Genomic DNA, 17,801 nt, shown 5'->3' with positions numbered 1-17,801 from the left:
GGTCGCGATACTTAGATTGGAGCACAATATGCGCCGAGCGCTCACTGCACTTGCGACCGCAGTCACCACTGTCATTGCCATGCTGGCAATTCCAACAACTGCCACAGCGGCACCAGGCAATGCCGTGTTATTTGGTGATTCCTTGTTGGCTAACCCGCCATATGAGCTCGCCAAATTGATGCAGGGCCCAGGCAAAGTCAGCGGCATCAGCAAGCAGCCGGGCCGCTGTGCGCACGGTAAAAAGCGCGTCGGCGTTTCCTTGCAGCAGCAAACTGGCCGCGTCGTGGAGGACTACTCCTGCACCGGTGCTGCCACCTACAGCCCACTGGCTAACGGCAACACCCTCCGCAGCCAGGTTAATGTTGCGCTAGCTCAGCGCTCTATTAACCGTGGTACCCACTACGTCGGCATCCAGATTGGTATCAACGACACCTACAAAGGCGCGGGGATCCCATCCCAGCAAAAGGGTGCCTACATGCACCATGTCGGCACTGAAATTAAGCGCATTCGTCGTGCGGCTCCGCACGCCAAGATTCAGCTGATCGGCTACCCAAGCGTCGTCGATCGCAATGGCGTGGGCTGCTGGATTCAGGCTCAAAACTTGCCGATGCTCCCAATGACACTCCCGCCACTGCGCAGCGCATTCGACAATGTTCATGACTGGCAACGCGCCACCGCACACGCCAATGGCGCCTCTTGGCTGAATCTGGAAGCAAAGACCCAAGGCCATGGCTCCTGCGCATCCGACAGCCAGCGCTACATCACCGGTGTTTACGACAACCGCTCTAACCCGTACAACATCACCACACACCTCACCCACAAAGGCAACGACGCCGTTGCCCGCATCATCGCTGCGAATATGTAAGCGGTCTCTACGCCATTGGCAACAATGGCAAAGATAATGCCGGTCCGGAACACCTCTTGTTCCGAACCGGCATTATGTCTTTTCGCTTAAACGAAACTACTTCGACTCGTCCTCATCGTCGAGGTCATCATCCTCGTCGAAGTCACCATCAAGGCCGTCGTCTTCGTCGTCTTCGTCTTCCTCGTCATCGTCGAGGTCATCCTCATCAAGATCATCGTCGTCGTATGGGTATGGCGACAAACCATTTTCATCGACAACTAGGGGTCCGAAGAAGTCTTCCGATTCATCCTCAAGGAAACCATCGTCCACTGGGACCAATGCAGCTTCCCAGTCATCGGCATGTTCCGCGGCCAAGCTCAAAACGTCAAAAAGCCGGTCGAAATCGGTGAAGGAACCAAGATCCAGCTCTTCGGAATTCTGCCGCGACAAATCGTTCGACACCGTCTCAAACAACTGCTGGCGGTCTTCTTCCGACAGCACCGCATGCGCCTCAGACTCCCACAGCTCCGAGATGGCCTCATCGACCAAGTCTTCCACCTCATCGAGCATCGACGTGATGAACCGGACCTGCGCTACCGGCACATTGTCCTGCAATTCCACCTGCACCTGCAGCACACTGGAAGTGCCCACTTCAGCCTGCACCAACGTCATCTCCGGCGCGTCATCATCCAGATCCATATCGAAGACCTGGTCAAACTCCAGCCCCAAAATCCGATCATCGGTGCCGTCCAGTAGATCGTCCGTCAGCGTAATCATCTGATCGGTCGCTACGTGGAAAGCCACGGCCTTCACGGCATCCTCCACAGAAAACGCCACGGACACCAACATTGCGTCGAACGCTTCGTCATCAAGGTCAACGTCAGCTGCAGCGACATAGACCTCAGCGGCCGGCAAAATAGCGTCAATTTCCACGAACTGGATCTCTAAATTCGACGTGACCGGAACATACAGCGTCGTATCCGTGACCCGGGACTCAATCCCCTCCTGGTCAAGGGCTGCGGCGATCTGCTCGAAGAAACTCATTTGGCGCGTTACCTCTCACTGGACATTCACCTTTCGGTGCGTACCGCTAACCCTACAGCTGCCCCGCGAACTGCGTCATATCAAAATTCGCCCACGCCTGACGTTGTGCCCGGCGCGGATCAATCTGCAATTCCGAATCCACATCAAAAATCATCGTCGCCCGGTGCCCATCCTCAAAAGGCAGCCAATCCGAGCGCGGCACATCTTCATGAAAGAAGTTCGCCCACTGCCGCTGCATCTGCATCGTCACAATCACTAAATCCGCAGAACCACCCAGCGCCGTGAACAACTTTGTCCGCCGATCATCACCGCCAAACAACGCCGACAGCTCCAGCGCGTGCACCGCCCCCAACTTCAGCATCCGCAGCGCCCGCGGGGTGTAATCAAAGCGATACACCCACGTTGGGGCGCGCTTGGTATGAAACTCAGCGACTTGCATACTCGGCCCCCAAAACACCGCATCACCCAAAAAACGGGCGTACCCATCCCGCGTCACAACCTTCGGATAGCCCTCCAACACCTCGTTCGTATGGACGGGGTCGTAATTGTTTAACGTTCGCCGCGCCGCAACCAGCCGGGCCGCTGCAGTGGGATAAATGAACTTCTGATAGCTCGTCTCATCCCGGTTCGTCCCCACAATCAACGGGACCAATGCCTGCCGCCCTGCTTGGAACGCTGCCAGCGGATGCTCCGGCAGCACATCGCCATCAACCACCGGAGCAAAGCACGTATTCAACGAAATCATGGCTTTGGAATCCAGAACCATTTTGTTGGATACCGCGGTCAACCACTCTGCGGGCATCCGGCGCAATTCCGTCAAGGTGGTGTCGTCACTAAGCCCAACTTGTGCTAAAAAGTCGGCCAACCAATACTCCGCCTGGTCGGGTGTGTGCACAGAGGCCGCAGGCGCGGACTGCACCACCGCCTTGTGGAACAGGCCGTGCGCGGCCGGGGACGCCATCAACGTCACCACCGCAGCGCCGCCCGCCGACTCCCCCATAATGCTGACATTGTTCGGATCCCCACCGAACTGCGCGATATTGTCCCGCACCCATCTCAGCGCAGCAATCTGATCCAACACCGCCGGGTTCGCCACCGCAGGCACATCGTCGTCACTGCCCTGCGCCAACGGAGTGGTGTCAACGTAGCCCAACACACCCAGCCGGAAGTTGACGGAGACGTACACCACATTGAGCTGGCGGCAAAAGTTATGACCGCGCAGCTGAACATCATGGCTGGAACCGAAGATGAAGCTCCCACCGTGAAAATAGACCACCACCGGCAGTGTCTCGTCCGTCACCGGCCGCGCAATATCCAAATGCAGGCAATCCTCCCCGCCCACCGTTTTCGACGTCACCGAGTTCGACGGCTGGCTAGCGATTTGCCCATACTCTCCGCAATTGCGCACCCCACCCCACGGCTGCACTGGCCGCGGCGCAGCCCACCGCAGCGTCCCGCTCGGTGCTTCCGCAAACGGGACACCGCGCCAAGTCAGGCAGTCGGAAAAGTGGATGCCTCGGACTCGGCCCGCGGTAGTTTGACGCAGAAGTGAATCCATACCTTCCAGCGTAGGTGGAACAGAAAAGGCGTGCGCCGCGTTACTGTAAGTGTTGGATACACGGAAGGAGCCCGACCATGCCAAAGTCCTCTACCCGTATCAAAGATGCCCATACCGACACATCCCACGACACCATCACTGACGCAATGGGATCCGATGTCCGTGCCCTAGAGGCTGACGCCGGACCGGCAGGAAAAGCACTGATCGCTGTGCTCGACCAAGCCACTAAAATCCAAACCTCTGCGATTCGCGGCTACGTCGACCGGCTACGCAAAAACAATCCGGACAAATCCCCAGCGGAAATTCAAAAGCTCATTGATAAGCACCTCATCCGGCTGGTCACAGGTTCCGGCGCGGGTGTCGGCGCTGCCGCTGCGTGGCCAGGAGTCGGCTTCTTCTTGGGTCTTGGTGCCGTCGCAGGCGAATCCACCCTCTTCTTGGAAGCCGCCGCGTTCTATGTCTTGGCCTCCGCTTACCTTCGCGAGGTAGACATTCACTTGTCCGACGCTCGCCGCGCCCTGATTCTGGTGGCGCTGCTGGGTTCGGCTGGTACAGCTCTGGTCGACACTGCCTTGGGTGATGTGTCCGATCCGAAGGGCCGCCGCAATGTCACTGCGGCACAGAAACTGACGCAAGCTACGAAACCTCGCCTGCGGAATGTGTCTAATGCGCTGCTGAACCGGGCGACGAAGGAGCTGAAAAAGCGCACCCGCGGCGCCCTCATCGGCAAACTGTTGCCGCTGGGTATCGGCGTGGTGGTCGGCACGGTCGCGAACCGGAAGCTTGGCCGCAAACTGATTGAAAATACCCGACTGAGCTTGGGCGCACTACCAACAGATTGGCAGTCGGCGCCTAGCGACAATAGTGAAAATAACGAGAATAATTAGCCCCACTAGTTAGGAGGCCGCATTTGGCGCACACCCCCACAGCGGCCCCGCGTCGTAGTCCACTGCGCGGTCTGCTTGGCGCCATTGGTTTACACCGAGGCACCCTCGCCGGCATTATCGCCGCGGCTTTGGCCTCAGTCGCGTTGGAGCTGGTCCTCCCGCTGCTGACCCGCGACGCCATCGACTTAGCCACCGGGCAAGGTTCCGGCGGGCTCAGCGCACGTCTGGTCACAGCGTGGCCCGCGCTCACCGTGGTCATCACAGCGCTGATTGTTGTGGCACTGACCCGATGGGCCGTGCAATTCCTCCGCCGATTCTTGTCGGGTCGCCTTTCCCTCAACGTTCAGCATGACCTGCGCCAGCGCATCTTAGCGTCGCTGCTTCGCCTCGATGGCCCGGCGCAAGACCAGATCCGCACCGGTCAAGTCGTCTCCCGCGCCATTTCGGACCTCGGCGCGGTGCAAGGCATGCTGGGGATGACCCCGATGGCGTTGACCTCCCTGATTCGGCTGCTGGGCACACTCGCCATCATGTTGGTCCTGTCCCCGGCATTGTCGCTGGTCTCCGTACTCACCATCCCAGCGATGGCACTGATTATTTGGGTGTCCCAGAAGCCACTTTTCGCCGCCACATGGTCGGCGCAGCAGCAGGCCGCGGAAGTTGCCACTCATGTTGAAGAGACCGTCACCGGCATCCGGATTGTGAAGGCGTTTGCGCAGGAACGGCGGGAAACCGGCACGATTGAAGCTCTGAGCCGCAGTCTGTACGCGCTGCGGATGCGGGTCGCCAAACTCAATGCCCGCTATCAGCCATTGTTGCAGGTGTTGCCGCAGGCGGCGTTGGTGGCCAATGTGCTGCTCGGCGGTTGGTTGGCGCTGCGCGGTAACATCACCATCGGTACATTCGTCGCTTTTGCCACGTATCTGACCGCGATTACGCAGTTGTCGCGGATTCTCGCGGGTTTCATTTCCACGTTGCAGCTCAGCGCGGCATCCGTCTCCCGTGTCTTCGACATTATCGACACTGACCCGACGTACCACGATCCCGCGCATCCGCGCCCGATCCCCGATGGTCCGCTCGGTCTCGCCATCAACGATGTGCATTTCAGCGATGGCACGCACCATATTCTCCGCGGCCTGACATTCACCGTCCCCGCCGGCAGCACCACCGCCCTCATCGGCCCGCCGGGGTCCGGAAAATCAATGCTCACGCAGTTATTAGGTGGGTTCTACCGCCCCGACCGCGGTGACATTGCGCTGTCCACGACCTCCGGCAGCATTGGGCTTAATGACGTTGCGACCAATGAATTACGTTCAGTGCTCACGGTATCGCCGGACGAAGCATTCTTATTCTCGGCATCTATTTGGGACAATATCGCTGCTGGCCGGACTGGTACGACGGATACGGAAGTTCGGGCTGCTGCAGAGCATGCCCAAGCCGCTGATTTTATTGCGCAGCTGCCTGATGGCTACGACACTGTAGTGGGTGAACGTGGGCTGACCTTGTCTGGTGGGCAGCGCCAACGCATTGCGCTGGCTCGGGCACTGGTCGCGCGGCCCCGTATTTTGGTGCTGGATGATGCCACGTCCGCCATTGACGCCACCACAGAACGCGCCTTGATGGAGGCACTCGCTACCCACTACGGCGATATCACCATGCTGTTGATTGCCCACCGGATGAGCACCGTGGAGGCGGCGGACCAGGTCGTCATTGTCGATCATGGCGCCGCCGTGGAATCCGGACCTCTGCACGAAGTTTCGGCCCATTCGTCGCGCTTCGCTGGGTTGATGTCGGGTGCGGAAGCCAACCGGGAACAGCAGGACGCTGCAGGTTTTGTGGACGCATTGTGGCCGCGGAATTGGTCAGAGGACGCTGCTGGCGATGGTCCAGCCCCAGAGTTGATGGCTGCTGGTGGCCGTGGCCCTGGCGGTGGCGGCCGCAGTTTCGGTGGCCGTGGTTTCGGCGGCGGCGGTGGCGGAATGGGGCGCGGCTCTGCGATGAGCGCTGCTCTGGCCGCTGCCCCAACTCCAGAGCTTCTTGCCCGGGTTGATGCGCTACCACCGGCGACGGAAACTCCGGCCTTGCCTGCGGAGGAATTAATCGCCGCGCAGCACCAGTTTTCGCTGCGGCAATTGTTTGCGCGGGTTCGGTGGCTCATTGCCACTGTCATCGCTTTACTGTTGCTGACCGCGGCACTTGATTTGGTGTTTCCGGCTTTGGTTCGTCACGCCATCGATGTTGGTGTGCGCACTGGCCAGGCTGCGGCATTGTGGCAGGCTGGGGCCGCTGGTCTTGCGGTCGTCGCGGCGTCATGGTTGGCGCTGCGCTGGAATGGCATTTTCACGGCTCGCACTGGTGAGCGTCTGCTCTACGGCCTGCGGGTGCGCAGCTATGCCCATCTGCAGCGCCTTGGGTTGGACTATTTCGAACGCAACCTGTCCGGCGCAATTATGACCCGGATGACCACTGATATTGACGCGCTGAGCTCATTCCTCCAGACGGCACTAGCGCAGGCAACGGTCGCCGCGGCAACGCTGATCGGCGTCATCATCATGCTGCTGGTGACCGCACCGCAGTTGGCTGCGTGGGCGTTGTTGGCGCTGCCAATCATCATCGTGGCGACGCTGGTGTTCCGCCGGGTGTCATCGCGGTTGTATGTGAAGTCTCGGGAGCGGATCAGTGCGGTCAACGCTGATTTCCAGCAGTCGATTTCCGGTTTGCGCACCGCGCAGCTCCATGGCCAGCAACAGCAATTGGCGTCGAAGTTTGCGGCACTGTCGCGGCGTTATGTTCAGGCGCGGTTGCAGGCGCAGGCGGCAGCGTCCGCGTATTTCCCTGGTATGCAGGCGATTTCAGAGATCACGCAAGCGGCTATTTTGGGGCTTGGTGCGGGTCTTATCGTCGATAAGCAGATGACGCCGGGAACACTGATCGCGTTCATTTTGTACCTGGGGATGTTATTCGGACCTATTCAACAATTGTCGCAGGTGTTTGATTCGTATCAGCAAGCCACAGTCAGTTTTGACCGAATTTCGGAGTTGCTTGCTACCCAGTCGTCCGTGCCGAATACCGGACGCGCGGCGGTAGAGTCGGCAGCTTCCGGACCATTGCGGTTGGAGGCGGTGGATTTTAGTTACGGACCGGGCTTGCCGACGATTATGGGCGATCTCAATGTCACCTTGGCCCCTGGTGAATCGGTGGCGCTGGTTGGTCCGACTGGTGCAGGTAAATCCACGATTGTGAAGTTGCTGGCTCGGTTCCATGACCCAGTGGCCGGCAGTGTGCAAGCTGGTGGCCGGGATATTCGGGACTTTGACTTGGCGCAGTGGCGCACGCAGCTTGGGTATGTGCCGCAGGAACCGCATCTGTTTACGGGCACGATTGCTACCAATATTGCGTATGGCCGACCAGATGCATCGGAAGCGGAGATCACTGAGGCTGCGGCGAGGATTGGCGCGCTGTCGGTGCTCGCTGATATTCCCGGCGGTATGCACCATCGAGTGTCCGAACGCGGCGGTGGTTTGTCGTCTGGGCAGCGGCAGATTATTGCGTTGGCGCGGGCAGAATTGGTGGCGCCAAAGATTATGCTGCTCGATGAGGCGACAGCGACTTTGGATCCAGCGACCGAAAGTGCCATACTTTCTGCGTCAAAACGACTTGTTGGTGGGCGTACATCCGTCATTGTGGCTCACCGGTTAGCGACAGCTGCCGCCGCAGATCGTATTCTGGTTATTGTGGGTGGAAAAGTCGTTGAAGACGGTTCGCACGACCAGCTAATTGCCCTTGGGGGCACCTATGCACAACTGTGGGCCGCGCACTCGCGTTTTGAGTGACAACCAATGCGGCATTTTCAACCAAAACCGGTTAGCCTAGATGGTCACAGGGCTACCTGATTAATTTATTGTTAGCAAAGAATTGAGGCGAGTAACTGCCGTGAGTAACGCTAGTAATTTCGGCCAGAATGCTTGGCTGGTGGACGAAATGTACCAGCAGTACAAGGAAAACCCACAGTCGGTCGATGAGGAGTGGCGCAAGTACTTCGCAGAAGGCCCAACTCCTACCGCTGCTAGCGAAGCCGGAGCTGAGGCTGGCACCCCGGAGGCAACCAAGCCAGGTTCCGAAACCCAGGCGGCTGCCGCCTCCACTACCCCAGCTACCACCAAGATCCGCCAAATCGCCAAGCGCGGCATCCAGGGTGAGGCCCCGAAGCCGGAGAAGCCAAAACCAAAGCCAAAGCGCGCTAAGGTCTCCCCAATGGAATCCGCTGACAAGGTCGAATGGACCGGCGGCAAGGAAGAAACCATCCGCGGCGTTGGCAAGGCCATCGTCAAGAACATGGATGCGTCCCTGGAGATTCCAACCGCAACCTCCGTGCGCGACATGCCAGCACGCCTGATGTTCGAGAACCGCTCGCTCATCAACGAACAGATGCGTCGCACTCGCGGCGGCAAGATTTCCTTTACTCACATCATCGGCTACGCCATGATCAAGGCTGTCATGCTCCACCCGGACATGAACAACAGCTACAAGGTTGAAGACGGCAAGCCAACCCTGGTTGTGCCAGAAAACATCAACCTTGGCCTGGCCATTGACATGACCAACAAGGACGGCTCCCGCAGCCTGGTCGTTGCGGCGATTCGCGAATGCGAAAAGCTCTCCTTCAAGGAATTCGTCGAAGCTTACGAAGACATTGTCATCCGTGCCCGCAACGGCAAACTGACGATGAAGGACTTCCAGGGTGTCACCATCTCCCTGACCAACCCAGGTGGCATCGGTACCCGCCACTCGGTGCCTCGCTTGACTGTTGGCCAAGGCACCATCGTCGGTGTCGGTTCCATGGATTACCCAGCTGAATTCGCTGGTGCTTCCGATGACCGCCTGGCAGAACTGGGTGTGGGCAAGCTCGTTACCATCACCTCCACCTACGACCACCGCATCATTCAGGGTGCCGTGTCTGGTGAATTCCTGCGCTCCATGAGCAACCTGCTCATTGACGACGCGTTCTGGGACCACATCTTCGAGACCATGGAAATCCCTTACGCTCCAACCCGTTGGGCACAGGACATTCCAAACTCTGGTGTCGATAAGTCCACCCGCGTCATGCAGCTGATTGAGGCCTACCGTAACCGCGGCCACATGCTCGCTGACATTGACCCACTGCGTTTCCACCAGCCGGGCTCGGTCACCCCAGACCTGCGTGACTTGGACATCGCCACCCACGGCCTGTCCCTGTGGGACCTGGACCGCACCTTCAACGTCGGTGGTTTCGATGGTCGCGAGACCATGACCCTGCGTGAAGTACTGACCAAGCTGCGCAACGCTTACTGCCTGAAGGTCGGCATTGAATACACCCACATCCTCGACGCTGATGAGCGTGAGTGGATTCAAAACCGCGTTGAAGCTGGCCAGCCAAAGCCAACCCACGCAGAGCAGAAGCTCATCCTGCAGAAGCTGAACGCTGCCGAAGCTTTCGAAAACTTCCTGCAAACCAAGTACATCGGCCAGAAGCGCTTCTCCCTGGAAGGCGCTGAGTCCCTGATTCCACTGATGGACTCGGCTATCGACACTGCTGCTGGTGCCGGTCTGGACGAAGTTGTCATCGGCATGCCGCACCGTGGCCGCCTGAACGTCCTGGCCAATATCGTCGGCAAGCCTTTCTCCACCATCTTCACCGAGTTCGAAGGCAACATGGACCCAGCGCAGGCTGGTGGCTCCGGCGACGTGAAGTACCACCTGGGCTCCACTGGCCGCCACCTGCAGATGTTCGGCGACGGTGAAATTGACATCACCCTGACCGCTAACCCATCGCACCTGGAAGCTGTTAACCCAGTGGTCGAAGGTATTGCCCGCGCTAAGCAGGACATCCTGGACAAGGGCGAAGACGGCTACTCCGTCATGCCAGTGCTGCTGCACGGTGACGCATCCTTCACCGGCCTGGGCATCGTGCAGGAAACCCTGAACCTGATGGCCCTGCGTGGCTACAAGGTCGGCGGTACCGTGCACATCGTCGTGAACAACCAGATTGGCTTCACCACCTCGCCAAACGCTGGTCGTTCCTCCTACTACTCCACCGACCTGGCTAAGGCCTACGGCTGCCCAGTCTTCCACGTCAACGGTGACGACCCAGAAGCTGTGTCGTGGGTCGGTCAGCTGGCTGTGGAGTACCGCAACACCTTCGGCAAGGACGTCTTCATCGACCTGGTGTGCTACCGCCGCCGTGGCCACAACGAGGCCGATGACCCATCGATGACCCAGCCAAAGATGTACGAGGTCATTGACGGCAAGGCTTCGGTCCGTGAGCAGTACACCACCGACCTGGTTGGTCGTGGTGACCTGAGTGCTGAAGAAGCGGAAGCTGTCGCACGTGACTACCACGATCAGATGGAAACCGTCTTCAACGAGGTGCGCCAGGCTGAGAAGGGTCAGTCCCCAGCAGACCAGCACGGCATCACCAGCTCCCAGCCACTGCCACACGGCCTGGAAACCAACGTCGACGCCGCTACCCTGGCAACCATCGGCCAGTCCTACCTGGACGTGCCAGAAGGCTTCGACATTCACCCTCGCGTCAAGCCTGTGGCGAAGAAGCGTGCGGAAACTTCCACCAAGGGCGGCATCGACTGGGGCTTCGGCGAGCTGCTGGCCTTCGGTTCCCTGGGTATGCAGGGCAAGGTTGTCCGTTTGGCTGGCGAAGACGTCCGCCGCGGTACCTTCACCCAGCGCCACGCGGTGCTCACTGACCCGAAGACCGGTAAGAAGTTCAACCCAATTGATGAACTGGTCCGGAAGCACGGCGGTAAGTTCATGGTCTACAACTCGGCATTGACTGAGTTTGCTGGCATGGGCTTCGAGTACGGCTACACCATCGGTAACCCAGACTCCGTCGTTGCTTGGGAAGCACAGTTCGGTGACTTCGCTAACGGCGCGCAGACCATCATTGACCAGTACGTTGCGTCGGGTGAAGCGAAGTGGGGTCAGACCTCGAAGCTGATTCTGCTGCTGCCACACGGCTACGAAGGCCAGGGCCCAGACCACTCCTCTGCACGTATCGAGCGTTTCCTGCAGCTGTGCGCGGAAGGTTCTATGACGGTGGCTCAGCCATCGACCCCTGCGAACCACTTCCACCTGCTGCGTCGTCACGCACTGTCGGACCTGCACCGTCCGCTGGTTGTCTTCACTCCGAAGTCGATGCTGCGTAACAAGGCTGCGGTCTCCCCGGTTGAGGAATTCACCAAGATGGAGAAGTTCCGTTCGGTCATCAACGACCCTCGGTACGTCGACATCTACGGCAACATCTCCGGCACCCCGTCTGAGGTCAAGACGGTGCTGCTGTGCTCCGGCAAGATTTACTACGAGCTGGAGAAGAAGCGCCAGAAGGATGGCCGCGATGATGTCGCTATCGTCCGCCTGGAGATGCTGCACCCACTGCCTTACAACCGCATCAAGCAGGCATTCGACCTGTTCGAGAACGCGGAGAGCTTCCGTTGGGTTCAGGATGAGCCTGCTAACCAGGGCCCATGGCCATTCCTGGCGGTTCAGCTCCCAGAGATGATTCCATCCCTGCCTAAGCTGACTCGCGTTTCCCGCCCAGCGCAGTCCTCCACTGCAACCGGTGTGGCGAAGGTCCACGCCCTGCAGGAGAAGGCTCTGCTGGAAGCAGCGTTCGCTGACTAGTCCGCGGCGCGGCCCCTAGCCGGCCCTAGGGACACCGAAACCGGTTGTCTTGTTCCTTTAGTGGAGCAGGACAACCGGTTTTCTTGTATTTATTACCGGGCTATACAGGCTTTTTGACGGATACCTTCGGCTCACTCGCCTACGGGTGGATCTGGAATTCGTCGAGGAATAGCGCGGCTAGTACCGATGGGTCCGCGCCTTCTTCCATCTCTTTGAGCATGTTGTCGAGCTCTTCCTGCGACAGCCAACCAGCAATCGGGCCAAGCAAGTAGCGCTCGAGGTATTGGCTGACCGCTGGCTTGGCATACAACGCAACGATGTCGTAAGGAATGTTCTTATCTGCAGGCTTCTCGCAGCCTTGGGCCATACCGCGCGGGCCCCCAGCGAACTCGCCCGGGATGGTGCCCAGGAAAGCGCCGTAGACCTCTTCGTAGAACTCAATTCCGCCCACTACTGGCGCCGGTGCCTCATTGCCCGATCCGCCTGCTTGTCCAGCGTCACCGTTTTGTTGGGCAGCATTGTCTGTTTCCAAAGCTTCTGCACTACCGGTTTTTGGCTGATCTTCCAGCTTGGATTCAATTTCTGGGTCAGCGGCTGCCCGCTGCTCAAACTCCGCAGCTTTTTCCGGCACCGTTTGTTCTAGGCGCAAGCCAGTACAAGTGAAGGTGAAATTCGCTTCCCGCGTGCCCAGTGGCCCAAACGGGTCGTTGTGGTTTCCGCCGGGGATAATTTCTGCGTCGCGGCCGAACCGTTCAAATCCCCGGGCAAAAATGTGCGCCAAAAGCTGGGATTCATCATCCATTTGCGCGGCAATTCGAATGGTTTCCGTCGCATCCGCGGGCACCGGCATGGCGGGTTCATTTGAGGCACAGGCGCTTAACGAGCCGACGACGATCGCACTTACTGCTACCCCGGGTAGAATTTTACGGAGGAAGCTCGCTCGCGCCCCTGTGGAGTGAGATTTTTTAGTGCCGGTCACGCGTCATAGGCTACCGCAGTAGCTAGGCCGCACAAAGGACTGGACAACGGAAAGGGAGTTTGGGTGTCGAATCGCTTGTTTAGGTCGAATAGCTCTCACGGCAAAAGCGTTGTGTCGCCAACTCCGCAGACCCGATTGCGAGTGCCCACGGAGCGCGCAGTATTGCACTGCGTCGTATTTGACCAAGGTGAGCGAGTCCCAGGCCCGCACAATTTCCGTTCCGCGCTGCAAGAGGTTCGGGAACGCAACGCCGACCATGTTGTCGATGAAACCGCCCCACCCAAAGTTCCTGATGCTTTCGTCTGGCTGGATATGAGCTCGCCTGATGGGTATCAGATGGAAGATGTTGCCCGGGCTTTTGATATTCACCAGTTGACGGTGGAAGACATGGTGACGGCGCATCAGCGGCCGAAGTTGGAACGATTCGAAGATGAGAAAGTCTTCTTCGTTATTCGTCCCGTCGTGTACCAGGCACACGGCAGCGTCATGGATATCAATGAGATTATCCAGACCGAAGAACTGCAGATTCTGCTGGCGAAGGATTTCATCATCACTATTCGCCACGGCAAGCTTCACGCACTGGACAAGTTGGCTGAACATATGTTTGGCCGCAAAGAGCTGCTCGCCCTCGGCCCATCGGGCGTGCTGTGGGCCATGACGGACGTCATTGTGGACGAATACTTGGCTATTGGTGCCCATCTCGAAGATGACGTCGATGAGATGGAGAACGCCATTTTCGCGCCAGGGCAGAGCATTCAAATTGAGAATGTGTACATGCTCAAGCGGGAAATTATCGAAATGCGCCATGCCATTGATCCGTTAAGTACGGCGCTGAAAACGTTAATAAGCACAAATAAAGACCTAGTGCCGAAAACCGTGCGGTCTTATTTCCGCGACGTGTTGGACCACCAGCTGTTGGCCGCCGATAAGGTCGGTAGTTTCGATGAGCGCTTGACGTCGCTGATTACTGCGGCTGCTGCGAAAATTTCCATGCAGCAGAACACCGACATGCGTACCATTTCGGCCTACGCCGCGATTTTGGCTATCCCGACGGCAATTGCCGGTATTTACGGCATGAACTTTGAGAATATGCCGGAGCTGACCTGGAAGTACGGTTACTTCGGGGTGCTGGGTGTCATGCTGGGTGTCATCGGCATTTTGGTGTGGTTCTTCCGGAAGAACGACTGGCTTTAAGCTCGATCTGCCCGGCGCGGTTGTTTCGTCAACTCGGAAATCAAATCCCGGGCGCGCTCTGCGCTTTTCGGCTGGCACAAAACGTCATAACGCGCAGCAACGATCTGGGTGGTGGACGCGAAGTCCCGCGCGCCGCCAGACGCGGCATAGCCTACGGCCGCGGCAATTACGCCGAATACCACGCCGCCTACGACGGATACGACAATGGGTACCCACCAGTTTTCGGAAACGAAGAGGCTCATAATCAGGCCGAGGAACAGGCCAATGTAGGCGCCGGAGAATGCCCCGCCCCACAGCACACGGCCCCAGGTCAGTCTGCCGACGACCTTTTCCACCTGCATCAAGTTCACCCCAACGATGGTGACGTCTTCCACGGGGAAGTCCGCGCGGTCAGCGAGGTAGTCAACGGCGCGTTGGGCGTCGGCGTAGTCGGTGAAACTTCCGACCGGCCAGCCTTCAGGGGCTTTTGGCATGTCGGCACTGCGCCGCGTCGGTTCTGGCTTAGTCATGACTTTAATGCTAGCCATGGTCAACGTTTAAGGTGGGATGTATGAACTCCACACCCCGGGTATATGCAGGCCGCCTCAGCGGCATGATGGTGCGCGACCCAGATGGTGACCCCATCGGCCGGATCCGCGATGTGGTGGTGGCGCTGCGTCCTGATGGCACGAATTCGCGGGCGCTCGGCCTCATCATCCAGATGACTGACAAACGCCGCATTTTTATGCCGATGCTGCGTATTGCGTCGGTGGAGCCGAATGAAGTGCTGCTCAATACGGGTTCAGTGTCGATGCGGCAGTTCCGGGCGCGCCCAGGCGAAACGTGTGTTTTAGCGGAGCTGGTGGGCAGCCGAGTGCAGGTTCTTGACCCGGATTTTGAGCATCTGCATGGCCAGCCGCAGGAAGTCATTGACATTGCGCTGGAACGCAACCGGAACCGGGACTGGATGCTCACTCGTATTGCGGTGCGTCCAGTTCGCACTGGGTTCAGCCTTGGCCGCAAACGCCCCGTTGTTGAAGTGCCATGGGAATACGTCGAAGGTTTGGAAACCAGTGCTGGCGCTCCCCTGGGTTCCGATGCTGCGCTGATTGCCAGCTTTGATGGCATGCGCCCGGCCGACATTGCGCAGCGGCTGCATAAATTGCCACCTGCCAGGTTGCGCCAAGTCGCATTGTCGCTTCATGACGATTTGTTGGCCGACGTGCTCCAAGAGCTGCCGGATGACCACCAAGCGGACATCATCCGAGAGTTGGCACTTGAACGCGCCGCTGACGTGCTGGGCGAAATGGACCCGGACGATGCGGCGGACGTGCTCTCGGAGCTCGATGAGCACCGCGCGGATGTGCTGCTGGAAATGATGGAACCGGAGGATCAGAAGGCGCTGCGCCACCTGATGACCTTCCAACCGGATACCGTCGGTGGTCTGATGACCCCAGAGGCGATTATTTTGCAGCCTAGTGCCACGGTAGCGGAGGCGCTTGCTCACGCCCGGAACCCGGATTTGCCGATTACGTTGTCCTCCATGGTGTTTGTGGTGCGGCCACCGACGGCAGTGCCGACCGGTAAGTATCTGGGCTGTGTGCATATGCAGAAGTTGCTGCGGGAAATGCCGTCGACACAGATCGGTGGCATCCTCGATCCGGATTTGCCGCCGCTGTATCCGTGGGATTCCGATGAGACGGCTGCCCGGTACTTTGCAACGTATAACTTGGTGACCGGCGCCGTGGTGGATGACAAGAATCATCTGCTTGGCGCGGTGTGTGTTGATGACTTGTTGGACCACATTCTGCCGGAGGATTGGCGCGAGGGTGGTCTGCGCCCGGAGGTAAACAATGGCTGAGCTGCGTAGCTCCAACCTTGATGTGCCGATTGCGACATCCAATAAAAAGCGCATTGACTTTGATGGTGACCGTGTCGGTGAAATCGCTGAATCAGTCGCACGGTTCCTGGGCACCGGTAAATATTTGGCGTATCAGACCATCATCGTCATCGTCTGGATTCTGCTGAATATCGGCGGCATGTGGTGGAACTGGGACCCCTACCCGTTCATCCTGCTGAACTTGGCGTTTTCCACGCAGGCTGCCTACGCCGCGCCGCTGATTCTGCTGGCGCAGAACCGTCAGGAGGACCGCGACCGCGCTCAGATTAATGAAGACCGGCGCCGCGCCGCGGAGACCAAAGCTGATACCGAGTTTTTGGCCCGAGAGTTGGCATCGGTGCGTATTACCGTCGGTGAGACCGTCTCGCGTGACTATTTGCGCCACGAGTTGGAGGATCTGCGCGGGCTGCTCGACCGGATTGAGAATAAGTTGGATGACCAGGCCGCCCGCGTGGCGCGCTCTGCCGACGATATTGACACCCCGGTGCGCGACCAGGCCGATAGTTTTGACGGTAGTTTTGATGCTGGTTTTGACGGCAATGAAAAAGACTCTTAAGTAACCGGCTACGATTGAGAAATCATGGCTACTATCACTGAATCTGCGGTCCGCACTGCCCTAGCGCAGGTGAAGGACCCCGACGTCCAGCGACCAATTACCGAGGTAGGAATGGTCAAATCCATTTCTATCGCGGACAATAACGATGTTGCGGTGGAGATTTACCTGACCATCGCGGCCTGCCCGATGAAGAATCAGATTGTTGATTCTGCCAAAGAGGTGGTGTCCGCACTTGATGGTGTCGGCGAGGTCACGGTGACCACCGATGTGATGAATGACGAGCAGCGTCGTGAATTCCGGATGGCGGTGCGCGGCAACGCCACCGAACCGGTTATTCCATTCGCGCAGCCGGAATCCACCACCCGAGTGTTTGCGATTTCTTCGGGCAAAGGTGGCGTTGGTAAGTCGTCGATGACGGTGAACTTGGCGTGCGCACTGGCCGAACGCGGCTTGAACGTAGGCATTGTCGACGCCGATATTTATGGCCACTCGGTGCCGGGCATGATGGGCAATGATTCTTCGCCATACCAGGTCGATGACATGATTATGCCGCCTCGCAAGCATGGTGTGGCGATGATTTCGATTGGTCATTTCGTCTCCGGTAATGACCCAGTTGTATGGCGTGGCCCGATGCTGCACCGCGCGATTTCGCAGTTCTTGGCGGATGTGTACTGGGGTCAGCTGGATGTGCTGCTGCTGGACCTGCCGCCAGGTACTGGCGATATTGCCCTGTCGGTGGCGCAGTTGGTGCCGGGCGCGGAACTGATTGTGGTGACCACTCCGCAGCAGGCCGCAGCTGAGGTTGCTGAGCGTTCTGGTTCCATTTCGCAGCAGACGCATCAGCGCATTGCCGGTGTCATTGAGAATATGAGCTGGTTGGAGCTGCCGGATGGCACCAAGATGGATGTCTTCGGTACCGGTGGCGGCGAGGTCGTTTCTGCCCGCCTGACCCAAATCACCGGTGCGAATGTGCCATTGCTGGGCCAAGTGCCACTGGACACAAAGCTGCGTGAGGGCGGCGATGAAGGCTCCCCTGTGGTGATTGCCGATCCGCAGTCCCCTGCCGCGCAGGCTATCCGCGGTATCGCCGACAAGCTGGTGGTGCGCCGCGAGTCGCTCAAGGGCCGCACGCTGGGTCTCGGCGTCACACCGAAATAGTTTCTCCGGAGAATACGTTTTTGGGCTACGC

12 protein-coding genes are annotated in these 17,801 nt (G+C 58.7%); 8 read left to right on the top strand and 4 right to left on the bottom strand.

The genetic code is table 11. The annotated features are described in order from the left end of the window. The first annotated feature begins 28 nt into the window (after nucleotides 1-28). A complete protein-coding gene (locus tag A3EC_RS0102750) occupies nucleotides 29-865 on the top strand; it encodes a GDSL-type esterase/lipase family protein (RefSeq protein ID WP_018023637.1) in 837 nt (278 codons plus the stop codon). A gap of 96 nt (nucleotides 866-961) precedes the next feature. Here A3EC_RS0102750 and A3EC_RS0102745 read toward each other — a convergent pair whose 3' ends face one another. Both A3EC_RS0102745 and A3EC_RS11160 read right to left on the bottom strand, forming a co-directional pair. Further along, on the bottom strand, nucleotides 962-1,888 hold the full coding sequence (locus A3EC_RS0102745) for a hypothetical protein (RefSeq protein ID WP_018023636.1): 927 nt from the start codon (nucleotides 1,886-1,888) through the stop codon (nucleotides 962-964). 52 nt (nucleotides 1,889-1,940) lie between these two features. After that, nucleotides 1,941-3,446, bottom strand: a complete 1,506-nt coding sequence (locus A3EC_RS11160; RefSeq protein WP_018023635.1) for a carboxylesterase/lipase family protein — start codon at nucleotides 3,444-3,446, stop codon at nucleotides 1,941-1,943. A gap of 77 nt (nucleotides 3,447-3,523) precedes the next feature. On the opposite strand from A3EC_RS11160, the gene A3EC_RS0102735 reads away from it, so the two are divergent. From A3EC_RS0102735 to A3EC_RS0102725, 3 genes are all read left to right on the top strand, one after another. After that, the gene (locus A3EC_RS0102735) at nucleotides 3,524-4,333 is read left to right on the top strand and encodes a hypothetical protein (RefSeq protein WP_018023634.1); all 810 of its coding nucleotides are present in this window, start codon (nucleotides 3,524-3,526) and stop codon (nucleotides 4,331-4,333) included. A 23-nt stretch (nucleotides 4,334-4,356) separates the two neighbouring features. Further along, complete coding sequence (locus tag A3EC_RS0102730; protein ID WP_018023633.1) at nucleotides 4,357-8,166, top strand: ABC transporter ATP-binding protein; 3,810 nt, start codon at nucleotides 4,357-4,359, stop codon at nucleotides 8,164-8,166. A gap of 100 nt (nucleotides 8,167-8,266) precedes the next feature. Further along, nucleotides 8,267-12,004: a multifunctional oxoglutarate decarboxylase/oxoglutarate dehydrogenase thiamine pyrophosphate-binding subunit/dihydrolipoyllysine-residue succinyltransferase subunit gene (locus A3EC_RS0102725; protein WP_018023632.1), complete on the top strand. Its 3,738-nt coding sequence runs from the start codon at nucleotides 8,267-8,269 to the stop codon at nucleotides 12,002-12,004. A gap of 139 nt (nucleotides 12,005-12,143) precedes the next feature. Here the strand turns inward: A3EC_RS0102725 and A3EC_RS0102720 are convergent, their stop codons facing one another. Beyond that, nucleotides 12,144-12,854 carry a hypothetical protein gene (locus A3EC_RS0102720; protein ID WP_018023631.1) on the bottom strand — a complete coding sequence of 237 codons (711 nt, stop codon included), beginning with the start codon at nucleotides 12,852-12,854 and terminating at the stop codon, nucleotides 12,144-12,146. A gap of 192 nt (nucleotides 12,855-13,046) precedes the next feature. On the opposite strand from A3EC_RS0102720, the gene corA reads away from it, so the two are divergent. After that, nucleotides 13,047-14,177: a magnesium/cobalt transporter CorA gene (gene corA, locus A3EC_RS0102715; RefSeq protein ID WP_245532921.1), complete on the top strand. Its 1,131-nt coding sequence runs from the start codon at nucleotides 13,047-13,049 to the stop codon at nucleotides 14,175-14,177. Here the strand turns inward: corA and A3EC_RS0102710 are convergent. Next, a complete protein-coding gene (locus A3EC_RS0102710) occupies nucleotides 14,174-14,686 on the bottom strand; it encodes a YflT domain-containing protein (protein WP_026162128.1) in 513 nt (170 codons plus the stop codon). The genes corA and A3EC_RS0102710 overlap by 4 nt on opposite strands. A gap of 41 nt (nucleotides 14,687-14,727) precedes the next feature. Here A3EC_RS0102710 and A3EC_RS0102705 point away from each other — a divergent pair, with 41 nt between their 5' ends. The 3 genes from A3EC_RS0102705 to A3EC_RS0102695 are packed head-to-tail and all read left to right on the top strand — an operon-like array spanning nucleotide 14,728 to nucleotide 17,770. Then, nucleotides 14,728-16,017 carry a magnesium transporter MgtE N-terminal domain-containing protein gene (locus A3EC_RS0102705; RefSeq protein WP_026162127.1) on the top strand — a complete coding sequence of 430 codons (1,290 nt, stop codon included), beginning with the start codon at nucleotides 14,728-14,730 and terminating at the stop codon, nucleotides 16,015-16,017. Beyond that, complete coding sequence (locus A3EC_RS0102700; protein ID WP_018023627.1) at nucleotides 16,010-16,612, top strand: DUF1003 domain-containing protein; 603 nt, start codon at nucleotides 16,010-16,012, stop codon at nucleotides 16,610-16,612. The genes A3EC_RS0102705 and A3EC_RS0102700 overlap by 8 nt, the downstream gene beginning before the upstream one ends. A 24-nt stretch (nucleotides 16,613-16,636) precedes the next feature. Then, nucleotides 16,637-17,770, top strand: coding sequence for an Mrp/NBP35 family ATP-binding protein (locus A3EC_RS0102695; protein ID WP_018023626.1), 1,134 nt, complete (start codon nucleotides 16,637-16,639; stop codon nucleotides 17,768-17,770). Nucleotides 17,771-17,801 lie beyond the last annotated feature (31 nt).

This window comes from Corynebacterium ulceribovis DSM 45146 (assembly GCF_000372445.1).
Lineage (GTDB): Bacteria > Actinomycetota > Actinomycetes > Mycobacteriales > Mycobacteriaceae > Corynebacterium > Corynebacterium ulceribovis.
Note: the sequence above shows the minus strand (reverse complement) of the source record. Positions and strands in the feature narration are given on the sequence as shown.